Genomic DNA, 19,865 nt, shown 5'->3' with positions numbered 1-19,865 from the left:
CACTTATTCATCATCTACCGAATAAATATTCCACTTCATATCAATTGTTTTATCTGTGCCTGATACCGCTGCGATAACACGTCTATTTCGCTCTGCAGCAATCTCTGTTTCACTATCATCAATAGGCTTGGTGTAACCATAACCTATTGCTTGTAGACGATTAGGGTCAATAAAGAATGTATCTTTCAACATATCAACCACAGCTTCAGCACGAGCCTGAGACAGTGCCATATTCAACTCATAGCTACCGCTCTTGCTACAATGCCCTTCAATCGTCACAGACGAGTCAGGGTACTGATGCATAAAATTAGCAATAGCCTCTATTTCACGCTGATACACGGGTTTAATAACGGCTGAATTATTAGCAAAATTTAATTTAAGCTCTACACGCTCAGAAATTTCTTTCTCTTTTCCACAGCCAACATTATTAACAAATGAGCCTGGCACACTGTTTGGGCATTGATCGCGTGCTTCAATCACACCATCACCATCTAAGTCACGTAGATCGTATTGCTGTGTCGTTGTTTGTGATTCAGAACCGTCGGATGAAGCACAACCGCTAATCATTGTAGACATAATGACTAACGAACTTAATAGTATGTTTTTTTTCATTATTCACTCTCTCCTTGACGAGTTGCTTCACTGTTCCAGTTCTCAGGCGTTGTTACACGTAGTGATGAGATTAGCTGCCCTGTTGCATGTAATATGCGGTATTGTGAAACAAGCTCATCAAACTCAGCGCGTAAATAACTTTTTCGCGCTTCAAACAATTCGTTTTCAGAATCTAACAAGTCTAATAATGAACGTTGGCCTAATTTAAATTGCTGCTCATACGCTGATTGGGTTTCTTTCGAAGCCTCAACATGTGTACGGATAAAGTCTCGTTGCTTAGCCAAAAAGGTATTAGCATTCCAAGCGAGTGTTGTTCCATCTCTTACATCGCGTGATGTATTTTGATGAACACTTTTTGCTTCATCAATTTTGTATGCGGCTTCACGAACTCGAGACGTGTCTTTGCCACCATTAAAGAGGTTATAACGTAACTGAATCCCTGCCTGTAACTCTTTATCTTCCCCTTCAAGCGCATTTTCATAATCAAACTTTTCATCTGACCATTTACCACCAAGCTCCAAAGTGACTTCAGGATAATAATTAGATTTTAAAGCCTCTCTCTCTGAACGCGCTGCATTAATATCACTGTTGGATGATTTCAATATCGGATTATTTTTTTGTGCTATTTCAATCGCTTGTTCTAATGATGATGGAAGTTTGTCTTGATCGGCCATTGGCACAATTACATTCTCTGGCGATTCATTAACCACTCGAATAAATTCACTTCGTGCATCAGCGAGATTATTTTGTGCTGACATTAAATTAGAATTAGCACGTGCTAAACGCCCTTTACTTTGAGATAAATCAGCGCTTGAACCTAAGCCAGATTCTGTTTTCTCTTTTATTTGGTCAAACAAAAGCTGATGCTTTTCAACATTGTTTTCTGCTAACTTAACTACCTGCTCTTCTACTAAGTAGTTAATGTAGACTTTTGCCACCGAAAGCGCGATATCTTCCGCTGTAGCAAAAAGCTTTAGTTGATCCGCTTTAGCTTCAAAATCTAAACGTGATAATTCATGTCCTGTTAAAAAGCCATTAAATAATACTTGTCGGATACTAATTCCAACTTCTGGTGATTCTGAATCAACCATATCTTCTGTTTGTAATCGACTCTGAGGAGTTGAGCTTTGCTTAAAACCATAACTCGCCGTCAAATCAACAGTCGGTAAATAGTCACCAAACACTTGATTACCTTGCTCCTCTCGGGCTTTAAATTGACTTAAAGCCTGCTGTAACTGAGGGTTAGTATCTAAAGTAACCGCAACAGCTTGCTCTAATGTTTGGCTCATGGCTGACACTGGATATAACGATGAAACAATGGCTGTTGTAATCAAACTCTTCTTAATACAATCGCGTATTCCATAACGCATAAATGAATATCCTTCTCTTATTTTTATGGTTTAGCGCTCTCTAAGCGCCATTTCCTTAGCTCTTAAAATCGGGTTAAGTATGTATTCTAAAACTGTTCTTTTTCCTGTAATTACATCAACAGATGTCAACATACCGGGAATAATTGGCAAAGGTGTCTGATCTGATTTCATTAAATGTGAGTGTGTTGTGCGAACCTTTACTAAGTAATAACTATTGCCCTCTTCATCTTGCGAGGTATCTGCACTAATATTCACAACAGAGCCTTCAAGCCCGCCGTAACGAGTAAAGTCATACGCTGTTACTTTTACAACAGCCGGTAACCCAGGATGTAAAAATGCAATATCTTTAGGCTGGATCTTTGCTTCAATTAATAAGTTATCTTCCGTTGGTACGATATCTAATATGGCTTCACCAGGTTTAACCACGCCACCAATGGTTGTTATATTGATACTTTTAATTGTGCCATTTACGGGTGAATGTAATATCGCTTTATCTACTTTATCCTGCGAGCCAACCTGCGCTTCGGTTAAACGTGAAAGTTTGGCTGTCATTTCATTAAGTTGAGCTCGTACATCTTTTTGATAATTCAACACGGCTTCACGTCGCTTTAAAATAGATTCATCTAAAGCGGCTTTTAGCTTCGGTTGTTCAGCATAAAGTGCCGAAAGTTCACCTTTGGTTTCATTGACTTTACGCTCTAACTGCAACAGTTCAACTTCCGAGACAATGCCCTTTTTCGCTAAAGGCTTTGTCATGACTAATTCTTTATTAATCAGTTTTAAGCTACTTTTCAGGGTGCGAATTCGAGATGATAATGCGTAACTTTCCTGTTGCTGTTGAACAATTTGACGAGCAAGGATCGCCAATTGATTTTGAAGTTCTTCTAACCGCCCTTGATATTCATCCTGCTGGCGAGCGATGAGTTCAGGCTCTTTTTGTGCAAGTTCTTGGGAGAAAACAAGCGGCTCGATATTGATCTTAATCCGTTCTTTCCAGTCTTTAATATCATCATCAATTACAATGCTTTTCAGTTCTTGCCGAAAACGGGCAATATTCGTGTTTAAGCTATCTTCTTCGTCTTCTTGCTGAGCTAAATCAGAACGAAAACGAGTATCATCAATACGTACAAGGGGTTGACCTTTTTTAACTGTCATTCCTTCTTCCACGTATAGCGCTTGCAACAGACCGCCATCGTAACTTTGAATTACTTGTACTTGTGATGATGGAATAACCTTACCAGAGCCTCTAGTGACAAGTTCCAATTGAGCAAAAAAAGCCCAAATAAAGAAACATATCAACATAAAAAACAGTGCCCATACCATATAACGATGCTTTCTTGGCGAATCAATCATCATCGCGTTGTAGACATCATCCATCATCTCTTGATCTTGGTCGGAAAAAGGCTTATTCATTCCGGCCTCCCGATACACCTTGCTGTAACTGTTTCAATACTTTTTCACGTTGATCATCTAAAACGATCTTACCGTTATCAACGACGATAATGCGATCCACAAGCGGTAGTAATGACATTTTATGGGTGATAATTAGCAAGGTTCGATTTATGGCAACATGCTGCATTGAATGCATAAAACGCTTCTCTGCATGTGCATCCATACTTGCTGTTGGCTCATCCATTAATAAAATTGGAGGATCATTTAATATCGCCTGAGCTAGTGCGACTGCTTGACGCTGCCCTCTCGATAATGCGTTTCCTAACTCTCCAACTTGTTTATCTAAACCTTCTGAATCGCTATCCGTAAAGCTGCTAACACCTGAGAGTTGAATTGCACGCAACAACTGATGTTCAGTGACTTGTCTCGTTCCAAACATAATATTGTCACGAATAGTGCCATGAATAAGCGTGATATCTTGTGGCATGTAACCAATATTTCTTCGTAAATCTGCGGGGTGAATTTGTTCACGATCAATGCCATCAAAGCGTAAACTTCCTTCTGTTGGGCAATATAGCCCCGCTAATAACTTCGCTAATGACGTTTTACCTGAACCATTTTTACCAAGAATCGCGATTTTCTCATCCGGTTTAATTGAAAAGTTCGCAGAGTCAATCGTGCATTTTTTCTGATTCGGATACGAAAATTGGACATTTTCTGCCTTAATAGCTCCTTTCATTCTATGGCGACTGATCAAATGTGCTTTGTCTTCAAATTCACTTTCTTCTTGCATCAGTTGATCTAATTGACGCAGAGAACTTGACGTTTGATTGGCTCTTGTTAATAAATTTGCTAACTGAGCCATAGGAGAAACAACACGACTTGATAGCATGACAGCAGCGATAATCCCACCCATGGATATATCGACCGTTGATACACGATAAACGCCTAAAACCACAACACCAATAGCCGTTAACTGAGTAATAAAGGTGGCAAAATACGAAACAGAGTTAGAGATTTTTTTAACTTTTAACTGCCAATTAGCAGTATGTGCGATCATCTGTTGCCAGTGCCGTTGTATCATCCCTTCTGCACTATTTGATTTAATCGCCTCTATCGCCGTTAAACTTTCAATTAAATGTCCATGTTTTAACGCTGAAAACTTATTAGACTCCTCAACGGCTATTTTTAATTTAGGTTGAACCAGTAATGTATAACCAATAATTAATAAGCCCGCAATTAATGGAATAACAGCAAGGTCGCCAGCAACAAAATAAATAACTAATAAAAATAATAAAGCAAAAGGTAAATCAATTAATGTCGTTATCGTTGCTGACGTCAACATGTCACGAATATTATCAAATTCACCTAATTGTTTTGCCATTCCACCAACTGAAGATGGACGTTTTGATAATGGAATTCCAATCACTTTTTCAAATAAACGAGATGAAACAACAATATCAATTTTCTTCCCAGCTAAATCGATTAAATACCCTCTAATATGACGCATTAAAAAATCAAATATAAAAGCAACGACAGCACCGCTGGCTAAAACCCATAATGATTCAAATGCTAAATTAGGTACAATTTTATCGTACACATTCATCATAAATAAGGGAGAGATTAAAGCAAAAACATTCACTAATATCGAAGCAATTAATACGTCTCGATAAATAGGGCTGGCTTCTTTAATCATATTCCATAACCAGTGACCGTAACTAACATGTTGATGAACATCAACACTTTGGTCACCTCGGTATTGCTTCTTAATAAAGAAGCAATACCCCGTATAGCAACTTTCTAGCTCTTCTAATGAAATTTCAGATTCGCCACCATTATCAGAAAATTGAATCACAGCAAGGTTATTTACTTGATCTATTTCCCTTAAAATACATGCTTGCTTATCTTTTAAAAGTAAAACACAAGGCAAAACAAGCGGCGTTATATCTGACAACAATTTACGTAATAATTTTGCGGTTAAACCTGCTCTTGCTGCTGCCTGAGGAAATATATCAGGCGTGACTAAAGCACTTTCAAGAGGAAGCCCTGCAATTAACGCATCTCCAGAACAAGGGTTTCCATAATATTCAGACAAAATAACAAGACTATCCAATAATGGATCATCCGTTGTTTTTAATGAAGCAGGAATACTCCAATATTCCTGCTTATTTTCAGCTGTGGATATCATGAATTATACGTCCTTGTTACTTTTTATTACTACGAACAGGAATATCCATTTTCTCTATTCATATTTAATTATCATCTTGCTGTGGTGGTAATGTCATTGGCTTATCAATCGAAATACTATCAAGCATCTGAGTATTTAAAATGATTTCACCATTATCATTACTTAATAAGTTATTGGTGATAACACCAAGCTTATCTTTCAAGCTGTTTGAATCGATATCTTCAAGAATAATGTTTACTGACTTATCATTCCCAGTTTTGATAGTAATAACGCTATCATCATTATTTTGACTAATCGATAAGAAGTCATCTAACGTTTCTGCGGTTGCATCTTTTAATAAATCGCTGAGGTTTAATTTATCTTCCGCTAAATCAAAATCTCGAATGGTATCTATATCGCTAATAGACTCACTTTTACTCCAAGTAAATGTATCAGCACCGATCCCGCCATTAAGAAGATCATTGCCTTGACCACCAATTAGAAGATCATCGCCCTCACCGCCATTTAATGTATCGTTACCCTCACCACTCGAAAGTTTATCATTACCTAGCAAGCCATTAAGAATATCAATACCGGTACTACCGACAAGGTCATTATCAACATCCGAGCCATTGACAATGTTATTATCAAATAACACGCTATCAGAGCCAGAATTTTCACTGCTACTACTATTTTCTTTACCAGTAGCCGTTACCGTTAACTCAATTGAATCTGCTGATTCTGCTGGTACGGTAATTTGTAAACCAGGAAGTGAAACTTGCGTATCCGTGTTTTGCCATAATCCCGTTAGTTCAATCTCACCAGCAGCATTGGCAATACCGAGAACGGTTGTACCATCCGCGCTAATTACTTTGGTATCTTTAGGTAATCCTGACAATAATATTTGGCTAATTGACTCGCTACCATCTGTATCCGTTAGCATAACGTTAATATCTAACGTATACGTGTAAGTTGGTTGCTCTTTGATCCAGCTATCACCATCCCAGTAGTATGTGCCATCAGCAAATTGAAGGCGTTCAATGTCGTAGAGATCATCTGAGCCTTCTCGTGCATATACATTTTCGCCACTTGTTACTCGTTTATCTGTTACTTCAAAAAATATCGATGATCCTGAGGTTTCGACAGGTTTAGTAATATCGTAATCAGAGAAATTTCCAGCATATACTGCTGTATCAACTCCTGCGGCACCATATAGTGAATCATCCCCTTGCTCACCCATTAAAATATCATTACCGGCACCAGCAGTTAATGTGTCGTTAACTAGACCTGTTATTGGGCTACCATCAATCGTTGAATTACCTATAATCCCATCTTCACCGACCAAAATGTTATCGCCAGTTGATTGAATAACAATATGATCGCTGAGCTCCATTCCTCTATAAGCTAAACTTTCAGTCGATAATGTATTTTCATATGGAGTATCAACCTTCTGTGTTAACGTTCTTGCTTTATCACCGTACTCTTTAACAACTGTTTCCCAATCGACATAGTTCTTTCCACCTTCATATTTACCGCCAGTATTGTAAACAGGAGTACCTAATAAATTCACGGTGACAAGAATTGGATCTGCAATAGCAACAACGTCTAGTTTAACAGTGATGGTATCAGTGCCACCTTTGCCGTCACTGACTTCAACCTTAAAGTTATCTTCACCATGGAAATTAGTCTTAGGTGTGTATTCCCATGAGCCATCCGTATTGACGGTAACTGTGCCATTGGTTGGATTTGTTAGTGAGGTGAACGTTAAGCTATCACCATCAACATCGGTCGCGGACAGTTGACCGCTCACTGCCACTTCTTCATCGGTAGTGACGGTAATGTCACTGCCTAATGGATCATTGTTATCATCAACCAATACTGGCGCATCGTTGATTGGATTAACTTTGATAATCACGGTTATGGTATCGGTGCCACCTTTACCGTCACTGACTTCTACATTAAAGCTATCATCACCGTTAAAGTCACTGTTTGGTGTGTAAGTCCATGTGCCGTCAGTATTAACCGTCACTTGACCATTTGTCGGGTTAGAACTTTGCGTGAACATTAAGCTATCGCCATCAACATCTGTTGCTGACAGTTGACCGCTCACTGCCACTTCTTCATCAGTAGTGACGGTTATGTCACTGCCCAATGGATCATTGTTATCATCAACCAGTACTGGCGCATCATTGATTGGATTCACGGTCACATTTACAGTAATAGTATCTGTACCACCGTTACCGTCACTGACTTCCACCTTAAAGCTATCATCACCATGGAAATTAGTCTTAGGGGTGTATTCCCATGTACCGTCAGTATTCACGACGACGGTGCCATTGGTTGGATTGGTCGATGAAGTGAAGGTTAAGCTATCACCATCAACATCTGTCGCTGACAGTTGACCGCTCACTGCCACTTCTTCATCGGTCGTGACGGTAATATCACTACCTAATGGATCATTGTTATCATCAACCAGTACTGGTGCATCATTGATTGGCTTCACGGTCACATTAACTGTGATGGTGTCAGTGCCGCCGTTGCCGTCACTGACTTCAACGTTAAAGCTATCATCACCATTAAAGTCACTGTTTGGTGTGTAAGTCCATGTGCCATCAGTATTAACCGTCACTTGACCATTTGTCGGGTTAGAACTTTGCGTGAAGGTTAAGCTATCACCATCAACATCTGTCGCGGACAGTTGACCGCTCACTGCGACTTCTTCATCGGTCGTGACGGTAATATCACTGCCTAATGGATCATTGTTGTCATCAACCAGTACTGGCGCATCATTGATTGGCTTCACGGTCACATTAACGGTGATGGTGTCAGTGCCACCGTTGCCGTCACTGACTTCAACCTTAAAGCTATCATCACCATGGAAATTAGTCTTAGGGGTGTATTCCCATGTACCGTCAGTATTCACGACGACGGTGCCATTGGTTGGATTGGTCGATGAAGTGAAGATTAAGCTATCACCATCAACATCTGTCGCGGACAGTTGACCGCTCACAGCGACTTCTTCATCAGTCGTGACAGTAATGTCACTACCCAGTGGATCATTGTTATCATCAACCAATACTGGTGCATCATTGACTGGATTCACAGTCACATTAACAGTGATCGTATCGGTGCCGCCGTTGCCGTCACTGACGATAACATCAAATTTGTCGCTACCATTAAAATCATTGTTTGGTGTGTAAGTCCACGTGCCATCAGTGTTAACCGTCACTGTGCCATTGGTTGGATTCGTCGATGAAGCGAAGGTTAAGCTATCACCATCAACATCGGTCGCGGACAGTTGACCGCTCACGGCGACTTCTTCATCAGTAGTGACGGTTATGTCACTGCCTAATGGATCATTGTTATCATCAACCAATACTGGTGCATCATTGACTGGATTCACGGTTACATTAACAGTGATGGTGTCAGTACCACCCTTGCCGTCACTGACTTCAACCTTAAAGCTATCTTCACCGTTAAAATCATTGTTTGGTGTGTAAGTCCACGTGCCATCCGTATTGACGGTCACTGTGCCATTGGTCGGGTTAGAACTTTGCGTGAAGGTTAAGTTATCACCATCAACATCGGTCGCGGACAGTTGACCGCTCACTGCGACTTCTTCATCAGTCGTAACGGTAATGTCACTGCCCAGTGGATCATTGTTGTCATCAACCAATACTGGCGCATCATTGATTGGATTCACGGTCACATTAACAGTAATAGTATCTGTACCGCCGTTGCCGTCACTGACCTCAACGTTAAAGCTATCATCACCGTTAAAATCATTGTTTGGTGTGTAAGTCCACGTGCCATCAGTGTTAACCGTCACTTGACCATTGGTCGGGTTAGAACTTTGCGTGAAGGTTAAGCTATCACCATCAACATCTGTTGCTGACAGTTTGCCGCTCACTGCCACTTCTTCATCTGTCGTGACGGCAATGTCTGTGCCTAATGGATCATTGTTATCATCAACCAGTACTGGTGCATCATTGATTGGATTCACGGTCACATTTACAGTGATGGTATCGGTGCCACCCTTGCCGTCACTGACGATAACATCAAATTTGTCGCTACCATTAAAGTCGCTGTTTGGTGTGTAAGTCCACGTGCCGTCAGTATTCACGACGACGGTGCCATTGGTTGGGTTGGTCGATGAAGTGAAGGTTAAGCTATCACCATCAACATCGGTCGCGGACAGTTGACCGCTCACGGCGACTTCTTCATCTGTCGTGACAGTAATGTCACTGCCTAATGGATCATTGTTATCATCAACCAATACTGGTGCATCATTGACTGGATTCACGGTTACATTAACTGTGATGGTGTCAGTGCCGCCGTTGCCGTCACTGACTTCAACCTTAAAGCTATCATCACCATTAAAGTCACTGTTTGGTGTGTAAGTCCATGTGCCATCCGTATTGACGGTCACTGTGCCATTGGTTGGATTAGAACTTTGCGTGAAGGTTAAGCTATCACCATCAACATCGGTCGCGGTCAGTTTGCCGCTCACTGCCACTTCTTCATCGGTCGTAACGGTAATGTCACTGCCCAGTGGATCATTGTTATCATCAACCAGTACTGGCGCATCATTGATTGGCTTCACGGTCACATTAACTGTGATGGTGTCAGTGCCGCCGTTGCCGTCACTGACTTCAACCTTAAAGCTATCATCACCATGGAAATTAGTCTTAGGTGTGTAAGTCCACGTACCGTCAGTGTTAACCGTCACTTGACCATTGGTCGGGTTAGAACTTTGCGTGAAGGTTAAGTTATCACCGTCAACATCGGTCGCGGACAGTTGACCGCTCACTGCGACTTCTTCATCTGTCGTGACGGTAATGTCACTGCCCAGTGGATCATTGTTATCATCAACCAATACTGGCGCATCATTGATTGGATTAACTTTGACATTAACGGTGATGGTGTCGGTACCACCTTTACCATCACTGACTTCAACGTTAAAGCTATCATCACCGTTAAAATCATTGTTTGGTGTGTAAGTCCACGTACCGTCAGTGTTAACCGTCACTTGACCATTTGTCGGGTTAGAACTTTGCGTGAAGGTTAAGTTATCGCCGTCAACATCGGTTGCGGACAGTTGACCGCTCACTGCGACTTCTTCATCGGTCGTGACAGTAATGTCACTGCCCAGTGGATCATTGTTATCATCAACCAGTACTGGCGCATCATTGATTGGCTTCACGGTCACATTAACTGTGATGGTGTCAGTGCCGCCGTTGCCGTCACTGACTTCAACCTTAAAGCTATCATCACCATTAAAGTCACTGTTTGGTGTGTAAGTCCATGTGCCATCCGTATTGACGGTCACTGTGCCATTGGTTGGATTAGAACTTTGCGTGAAGGTTAAGCTATCACCATCAACATCGGTCGCGGTCAGTTTGCCGCTCACTGCCACTTCTTCATCGGTCGTAACGGTAATGTCACTGCCCAGTGGATTATTGTTGTCATCAACCAATACTGGCGCATCATTGATTGGATTCACGGTCACATTAACAGTAATAGTATCTGTACCGCCTTTGCCGTCTCTGACGATAACATCAAATTTGTCGCTACCATTAAAGTCGCTGTTTGGTGTGTAAGTCCACGTGCCATCAGTGTTGATAGTAACTGTACCGTTCGTTGGATTCGTCGATGAAGTGAAGGTTAAGCTATCACCATCTGCATCTGCCGCAGACAGTTGACCGCTCACTGCGACTTCTTCATCGGTCGTAACGGTAATGTCACTGCCCAGTGGATTATTGTTGTCATCAACCAATACTGGCGCATCATTGATTGGATTAACTTTGATATTCACGGTGATGGTGTCGGTACCACCTTTACCATCACTGACTTCAACCTTAAAGCTATCATCACCGTGGAAATTAGTCTTAGGTGTGTAAGTCCATGTGCCATCAGTGTTAACCGTCACTTGACCATTTGACGGGTTAGAACTTTGCGTGAAGGTTAAGCTATCGCCATCAACATCGGTCGCGAACAGTTGACCGCTCACTGCGACTTCTTCATCAGTCGTGACGGCAATGTCTGTGCCCAGTGGATCATTGTTATCATCAACCAATACTGGTGCATCATTGACTGGATTCACGGTTACATTAACAGTGATGGTGTCAGTGCCACCTTGGCCGTCACTGACTTCAACCTTAAAGCTATCATCACCATTAAAGTCACTGTTTGGTGTGTAAGTCCATGTGCCGTCAGTATTAACCGTCACTTGACCATTTGTCGGGTTAGAACTTTGCGTGAAGGTTAAGCTATCACCATCAACATCTGTCGCAGACAGTTGACCGCTCACGGCGACTTCTTCATCAGTCGTGACAGTAATGTCACTACCCAGTGGATTATTGTTGTCATCAACCAATACTGGCGCATCATTGATTGGATTAACTTTGACATTAACGGTGATGGTGTCGGTACCACCTTTACCATCACTGACTTCAACCTTAAAGCTATCTTCACCGTGGAAATTAGTCTTAGGGGTGTAAGTCCACGTGCCGTCAATATTAACCGTCACTTGACCATTGGTCGGGTTAGAACTTTGCGAGAAGGTTAAGTTATCGCCATCAACATCTGTCGCAGACAGTTGACCGCTCACTGCGACTTCTTCATCTGTCGTAACAGTAATGTCACTGCCTAATGGATCATTGTTATCATCAACCAATACTGGCGCATCATTGATTGGATTAACTTTGACATTCACGGTGATGGTGTCGGTACCACCTTTACCATCACTGACTTCAACGTTAAAGCTATCATCACCGTTAAAATCATTGTTTGGTGTGTAAGTCCACGTACCGTCAGTGTTAACCGTCACTTGACCATTGGTCGGGTTAGAACTTTGCGTGAAGGTTAAGCTATCACCATCAACATCGGTTGCTGACAGTTGACCACTCACTGCCACTTCTTCATCAGTCTCAACACCAATGTCTGTGCCCAGTGGATCATTGTTATCATCAACCAATACTGGCGCATCATTGATTGGCTTCACGGTCACATTAACAGTAATAGTATCTGTACCGCCGTTGCCGTCACTGACTTCCACCTTAAAGCTATCATCACCGTTAAAGTCATTGTTTGGTGTGTAAGTCCATGTGCCGTCAGTGTTAACCGTCACTTGACCATTGGTCGGGTTAGAACTTTGCGTGAAGGTTAAGCTATCACCATCCGCATCGGTCGCGGACAGTTGACCGCTTACTGCGACTTCTTCATCGGTGCTTACCGTAATACTCTCACCTTCTGGCGCACCGTTTTCATCGACAATAATAGGCTTGCTGTTTATTGATATATTCGATTTACCGTCATCTTGAGGAGATTGCTGCTCTAGTGGTTTTGAAGGACTATAAAAATCATTACCATCATTGTAAGGAGAGGCAGGAGGACGAGGACTGGTATCACGACTATCATATCCAGACTCAGCTATGATTTCTTTTGCGTTTCTTTCAATGCTATTAAAACTAAAACCACCACTATTACTAATGTTTTGAAGACCAGCTGCAGTAGCTTCCGCAATAAGGGTTGGATCCTCTCCAGAAGCAATTAAAGCCTGAAGGTTGGCTATCTCATCAGGAAGATCTTCTTCTACACTATTAGAATTAACATTAGAAAATACGACTTGTGTTCCATCTGACTGCTCCAAACTCACATTTGCATAATTAGGCAATATTAATACATCGCCAACTGACAACATGAGCTGTTCAGTAACAACCTTGTTACCCATTTCATTACTCAATTCAACATTGCCAGAAAATGACAATACTTTACTTTCTTGAACGACCGCAAAAGATTTCATGGAATAAACAATCCTTGTTTAGTTACAAAATCAGATAGATATAGCTCTAGTGGTATTATCACCTGATGGTAATTGGCACAAAAACAATTTAATAAGTTCACACTTATTTTATATATCATATGGTGTCATTTTTTTGTCACCACCTCAACAAATTTGCATGTTAATTATTAATGACATAATAAATACTGTTTTTTATGCATAAAAAAGCCGATAATGTTATGTACATTATCGGCTCTTTATTATTTCGCTATTAACTAAATCAACATTCGTTAATTGCGTTTCGTACACGCTTGTCTGATACAGGGTATGGCGTACCCAACTGCTGAGCAAAGTAACTAACACGTAGCTCTTCAATCATCCATCGGATCTCTTTTACTTTATCAGGTACTGGCTGCCCTTTCGGGATCTTATTCAATAGCTCTTTGTACTCATTAACTACTGATTCAATCTTCAGAATATGCACACGATCTTTGTTTGGATCGATTGGCAGTTTTTCCATTCGACGCTCAATGGCACGCATGTAACGCAGAATATCAGGCAGACGTTTCCACCCACATTCTGTTGCAAAACCTTTGAAGATCAAGCTTTCAATTTGTGCTTTGATATCAGACATCGCAAATGCCATGCTTAAATCAATACGCCCTTTCAAACGCTTACTGATGTTAAATGCTGTGGTTAAGATTTCTTCTACTTGTTTGGCAATATCAACCACGGTGTCACCAAGCTCAGCACGAACAAACTCTTTCAACGCTTCAAATGATTCAGGCTGCCATGCTAATCCGCCTTTCTCTTCAATTAGCTTATCAACACCACAAGCAATACAATCATCAATCAGATCAAGTACACGACCATACGGATTAAAGTACAAACCTAGCTTCGATTTGTTTGGCAAGTTTGAATGAAGGTACTTAATTGGCGATGGTACGTTAAGTAAAATCAAACGACGTTGACCCGCCTGCATCGCATTGTTTTGCTGCTCTTCAGTTTCAAACAGTTTGATACCAACAGAATCTTTGTTATCCACCAGCGCAGGATAAGCTTTTACTTCAAAGCCACCGCGTTTCTGTTGGTAACGTTCAGGTAGCGTACCAAAACTCCAGGTTTTCAAACCATCTTGCTCAATATCATCATCAGCAACTTGTGACAAAGTTTCTTGAACCTTCTCTTTTAAGTTGTCTTTCAGACCATAGATATCTTTGCTCTCACGTAACTTACGATTGCGGTGATCAACAGCACGATAAGTGATCTTCAAGTGATCAGGGATCTGATCTAAATTCCAATCTTCACGCACAATTGTGACGCCACTCATACGCTTCAATTCTTTTTCTAGTGAATCTAGCAATGGTGCTTCCATTGGCTTAACACGTGCTAAGAACGCATCAGCGTAGTTTGGTGCAGGCACAAAGTTACGACGTAACGGTTTTGGTAATGATTTGATTAATGCAACAACCAACTCATGACGTAAACCTGGAATTTGCCAGTCAAAGCCGTCAGGTTGAACTTGGTTTAAGATAGCCAATGGCACGTGAACGGTGACACCATCGTTATCTTCACCCGGTTCAAACTGGTAGCTCAGTTTTAGCTTCAAGTTACCTTGATGCCAGAAGTTTGGATAATCTAGATCAGTGACATGACTTGCATCGCCACGGAATAACATCTCACGCTCAAAGTTCAATAACTCAGGATCTTCTTTCGATGCTTTCTTCCACCATGAATCAAAGTGGCGACCTGACGTTACTTTCAAATCAATACGCTGATCGTAGAAATTAAACAGCTCGTCATCATCGATCAGAATGTCACGACGACGTGATTTATGCTCAAGTTCTTCAACTTCGCGCAATAGCTTACGGTTTTGTTGATAGAACTTATGGCGCGTATCCCAATCCCCTTCAACCAATGCTGAGCGGATAAAGATTTCACGTGATAACGTTGGATCAATATTGCCGTAGTTAACTTTACGTTTGGCAACCACAGGAATGCCATACAGCGTAACTTTTTCAAACGCATGAACGGCAGCTGACTTCTTCTCCCAATGCGGTTCGCTATAACTACGTTTAATCAAGTGACCTGCTAATGGTTCAACCCACTCCGGCTGAATTTTTGCGCCAATTCGCCCCCATAAACGTGACGTTTCCACCAGCTCCGCAACCATCACCCACTTTGGCTGTTTCTTGAAAATGCCAGAGCCAGGGAAGATATTAAAGCGAGCGTTACGCGCACCTTGGTATTCATTTTTCTCTTGGTCTTTCATACCAATATGCGAAAGCAATCCGCTTAATAGCGAAATATGAATACTGTCATAGCTTGCTTCGTTGCCATTCATTTTCAACTCAAGCTCTTTAATCACTTGGTTGACTTGGAAATAGATATCTTGCCACTCACGAATGCGTAAGTAGTTTAAGTATTCTTTCTTACATAAACGACGGAATTGATTACTAGAAAGCTCTTTTTGTTGCTCTTGGACGTAATTCCATAAATTAACGAACGCAACAAAGTCAGAATCTTTGTCGTTAAATCGGCGATGTTTCTCATCAGACTGTTGCTGTTTATCTGATGGACGCTCACGTGGATCTTGAATAGATAAAGCCGATGCAATGATCATCACTTCACGTAATGCACCATGCTTAGGCGCTTCAAGTACCATACGAGCTAAACGCGGATCAATAGGAAGACGCGCTAATTGGCGACCCATTGGTGATAAACGTTTACGAGGATCTGTGGCTTTAGAGTTAATCGCACCTAACTCTTCCAATAATCGAATACCGTCTTGAATATTACGATTATCGGGCGCTTCTACAAATGGGAAAGCTTGGATATCACCCAAACCAATCGCGGTCATTTGAAGAATAACTGACGCTAAGTTAGTACGTAGAATTTCAGGATCGGTAAATTCTGGGCGCGATAAAAAATCTTCCTCAGAATATAGACGAATACAGATACCTTCTTGAACACGACCACAACGCCCCATACGCTGATTAGCACTAGCTTGTGATATAGCTTCAATCGGAAGACGCTGTACTTTAGTACGGTAACTATAGCGACTAATTCGGGCTGTACCCGGATCAATAACGTATTTAATACCCGGAACAGTCAGTGAGGTTTCCGCTACGTTTGTTGAAAGTACAATACGGCGACCAGAGTGAGATTGGAATACTCTATTTTGCTCACCCGCCGATAGACGTGCGTACAAAGGTAGAATTTCAGTATGGCGTAATTTACGTTTTTCTAACGCATCTGCAGTATCACGAATTTCACGCTCACCGTTTAAGAAGATCAGGATATCACCCTCACCCTCATCACACAGTTCATCGACCGCATCAAAAATTGCATCTAACTGATCACGATCGGTATCATCACCGTCTTCAACCACAGGGCGGTAGCGAACTTCTACTGGGTACGTACGACCTGACACTTCAATAATAGGTGCGTTATTAAAGTGCTTAGAAAAACGCTCAGGATCGATGGTTGCTGAAGTAATTATGACTTTTAAATCTGGGCGCTTTGGTAATAACTCACGCAAATAACCCATGATGAAATCAATATTTAAGCTACGTTCGTGCGCTTCATCGATAATGATAGTGTCATATTGACTTAAGAAACGATCGTGTTGAATTTCAGCCAGTAAAATACCGTCTGTCATTAACTTTACGTGGCTATGCTCTGAGACCTGATCGTTAAATCGGACTTTATAACCTACGTGAGAGCCCATTTCACATTCCATTTCTTCTGCAATACGAGAAGCAACAGAGCGCGCAGCCAGACGACGAGGCTGAGTGTGGCCGATCATACCGTGGGTACCACGACCGATTTCTAAACAGATTTTAGGTAGCTGAGTAGTTTTACCTGAACCCGTCTCACCCGCCACAATAACCACTTGGTTATTTAAGATCGCTTCAGCGATATCATCTTTCTTCTGGCTTACGGGTAACTGTGCTGGGTATATGATTTTTGGACGCTGAGTACGGCGACGTTCCACCGTTTGCATTGATTTCGCAATCTCTAATGCAATTTCGTCAAATACAGCGTGCTTGGATTTTTCGTTTTTAATTCTTGATGCGCCTTGTACACGTTTGTGTAGACGAAAACGATCGCGCATCATGCAATCTTTAATAGCAGACTTTAATGTTTTTTCGTTATTCAACACGTCTGCTTGAGTTTGATTCGACTGACTCAATTTAATTCCTGTCTTTCAATGACTAATGGATACCGAGAACATCATGATGACAACTCGCTTAGTATCACTTGGCGATTCGAAATTTTTGTTAATTCTATCACAATTAAAGCGGCGTGAGAGCAGGTTAAAAGACAATTACTGGGATGTAATGATGCGATATAGAACATGATGTGTAATGAATAAAAAAATAAAGCCGACTCTAAAGGTCGGCTATTGATTACGCTTTAATTCTAAGTGGATTCTCATTTGATAAATCCAACACTTCCCCTCGCGATGGGAAAACCCTGAAGTGCGTTGTTGGCTCTGTAATTCTGAACATGTGGAAAATTCTAGCCAGTGCCGCCAAACGTAATTTTAAGTTTGATAAATTATCTTTATTCTCATCAAACTCTTCATGAGAACCTGCTTCAGGATCAGCCTCAATATAGTCTTGAGAATAATCATGATTTTCGAGGTTATTGTCGATATCACAACGACCAAAAAGCTCTGCAACAACGCTGTAGCCAACAACCTTATCTAAACCAATGTCTTGTAATGCAAGCTCATCACCGTTTCGAATATGTAGCATTGCATTACAGTAATCTGTAAAAATAGCCTGATTTAATTGCTGACGGCTGTAGTTCATATTGATTAAGTGCTGATTGACGTCTTCAATTGCGTTATTAACACTCACTTGTTCTAGCCCCGCTCCCACCAATAAATCAATAACTTTAGTATCATTGGTATCTGGGTTGATGTTGTCTACAAGCGTTGAAAGTACCGTTCCTGATAAATCATCATCAATCACGCTTAAAACCATTAGCCAATATATTGGAAACGTTGACTGGTAAAGATGGCGCATATCCCAGCCCCAATCATCAGACTTATCATTAACAGTTAAGCAAATCAGGTGTTGATACATTAACTCTCGGTAAGAAGACACCTCAAGCATCGATTTCCAATGTGTATCTAAACCTTTAGCTGTACGCCAGCTTATTTCATTTTCATAATGATTAAATAAAGAATCAAATTCAGGCACATCTTCAATGACTTTGGTTTCTATTTCGAAGTCGTCGGGACCATAACAGGTGATTTTTTTATACGCTGGAATATAAGCAGCTAATGACGGTGCCTGAACATTAACTAAGGTTTGTCCATTACGACCAACATATTTAGCGGTATCGTTAATATGAATATGCCCAGCAAAATGCAGCTTTAAACCACAATCAATGAGCTCTTCAGTAGTTTCTGATGTTGGGACTCGCTTGTGGTTATACGATGAGTCAGCGAACAAATAATAAAAATCGTCAGCGCTGTAGTTTAAATATTCAATAGCAGGGTAATGTGAAAAAACGAGTAATGTTTTTCCTTGCTCATCTGCTCGCTTAATAACATCTTTTAACCAAGTTAATACCTGCGGTTTTTGAACTTTACCATCTTCATACCCTTTTGCATCATGATCCCACTGACTTCCCAGCGGATCCAAAGGTACATGAGTGTTCATGTCTACAGAGCAAATCCAAAAACCTTCTATTGGTTCGACGAGATAACTAGAGTCAGGACATTCTACTGTATAGGCTCCATCAGCAGATATTGCTTGATATACACGATCTTCAAGTTTGTTCGATTTCCATGGCGTTTCATAATAGTGATAATGCGGCTGAGATTGAAAACCAAATCGACCTAATTTTTCCATTAATGGTGTGAAACCTAGAGATTGCATTTTCGGGCTATAGAGTACATCGTCAACTTCATCACTAGGAATAAAGCTTTCAACATCGCCCTGATTGCTGGTTACTTTTACACCAGCACCATCTGATCGTAAGAAGGTCTTATCACAATTTTCACCATAGGGTGTAGTAGGATCGTGATTGCCATGAGTTAAGAAGAACTCCAATCCATATTCGTCACTATATTGTTCAAGTACTTTTTTCAAGCCATCAACATGGGCTTCTTGTCCATCATCAGAAAAATCGCCAACAAGAATAACGAACTTAATGCCCTCTGCAACAATGTCATCTAATGTCGCTTTGAAGACAAAGTAGTTTTCATTAAACATACGAGTAGAACCAACTGAGTCTTGCATCGTTCTAATACAAACTTCGTTATTGTTGAAGTCAAAATCACCATGAATATCATGAAAATGGACATCACCAAGTAAAGCAATTCTATGTGTTTGATCAGTCTGGTTATTATTACTTTGCATTTTACAACCAGGTAATACCGTTGTTGATGTCGCAGCAACACTTGCTGAACTTAATAAAAACTGACGTCTTGATAATTGGTAACTCATATACAACCTTGGTTAATACCCTAAAAAATGGATGGATATTAAGAAGCTGTTATTTCATTTCTATTATTTAAAAA

General features: G+C 40.9%; 7 protein-coding genes. All 7 read right to left on the bottom strand.

What is annotated here, in order from left to right:
* Positions 1 to 3: 3 nt before the first annotated feature.
* The 7 genes from C9J45_RS06265 to C9J45_RS06235 all read right to left on the bottom strand — a co-directional run bounded on the left by C9J45_RS06265 (position 4) and on the right by C9J45_RS06235 (position 19,791).
* Positions 4 to 612 carry an OmpA family protein gene (locus tag C9J45_RS06265; protein WP_107208171.1) on the bottom strand — a complete coding sequence of 203 codons (609 nt, stop codon included), beginning with the start codon at positions 610 to 612 and terminating at the stop codon, positions 4 to 6.
* The gene (locus C9J45_RS06260; RefSeq protein WP_107292309.1) at positions 612 to 1,982 is read right to left on the bottom strand and encodes a TolC family outer membrane protein; all 1,371 of its coding nucleotides are present in this window, start codon (positions 1,980 to 1,982) and stop codon (positions 612 to 614) included. The genes C9J45_RS06265 and C9J45_RS06260 overlap by 1 nt, the downstream gene beginning before the upstream one ends.
* 30 nt (positions 1,983 to 2,012) lie before the next feature.
* Entirely contained in the window at positions 2,013 to 3,395 is a 1,383-nt protein-coding gene (locus C9J45_RS06255) for an HlyD family type I secretion periplasmic adaptor subunit (RefSeq protein ID WP_107287416.1), read from the bottom strand.
* Positions 3,388 to 5,562: a type I secretion system permease/ATPase gene (locus tag C9J45_RS06250; protein WP_107292308.1), complete on the bottom strand. Its 2,175-nt coding sequence runs from the start codon at positions 5,560 to 5,562 to the stop codon at positions 3,388 to 3,390. The genes C9J45_RS06255 and C9J45_RS06250 overlap by 8 nt, the downstream gene beginning before the upstream one ends.
* A gap of 64 nt (positions 5,563 to 5,626) precedes the next feature.
* Positions 5,627 to 13,345, bottom strand: a complete 7,719-nt coding sequence (locus C9J45_RS06245) for a tandem-95 repeat protein (protein ID WP_107292307.1) — start codon at positions 13,343 to 13,345, stop codon at positions 5,627 to 5,629.
* Between the two features lie 259 nt (positions 13,346 to 13,604).
* Complete coding sequence (hrpA, locus tag C9J45_RS06240) at positions 13,605 to 17,519, bottom strand: ATP-dependent RNA helicase HrpA (RefSeq protein WP_107208793.1); 3,915 nt, start codon at positions 17,517 to 17,519, stop codon at positions 13,605 to 13,607.
* A gap of 217 nt (positions 17,520 to 17,736) precedes the next feature.
* A complete protein-coding gene (locus C9J45_RS06235; protein WP_107287420.1) occupies positions 17,737 to 19,791 on the bottom strand; it encodes a metallophosphoesterase in 2,055 nt (684 codons plus the stop codon).
* Between the last annotated feature and the right edge of the window lie 74 nt (positions 19,792 to 19,865).

Origin of the sequence: Photobacterium sp. GB-1, assembly GCF_003026165.1 — a bacterium.
Lineage (GTDB): Bacteria > Pseudomonadota > Gammaproteobacteria > Enterobacterales > Vibrionaceae > Photobacterium.
This window is presented reverse-complemented; position numbering and strand designations above follow the sequence as displayed.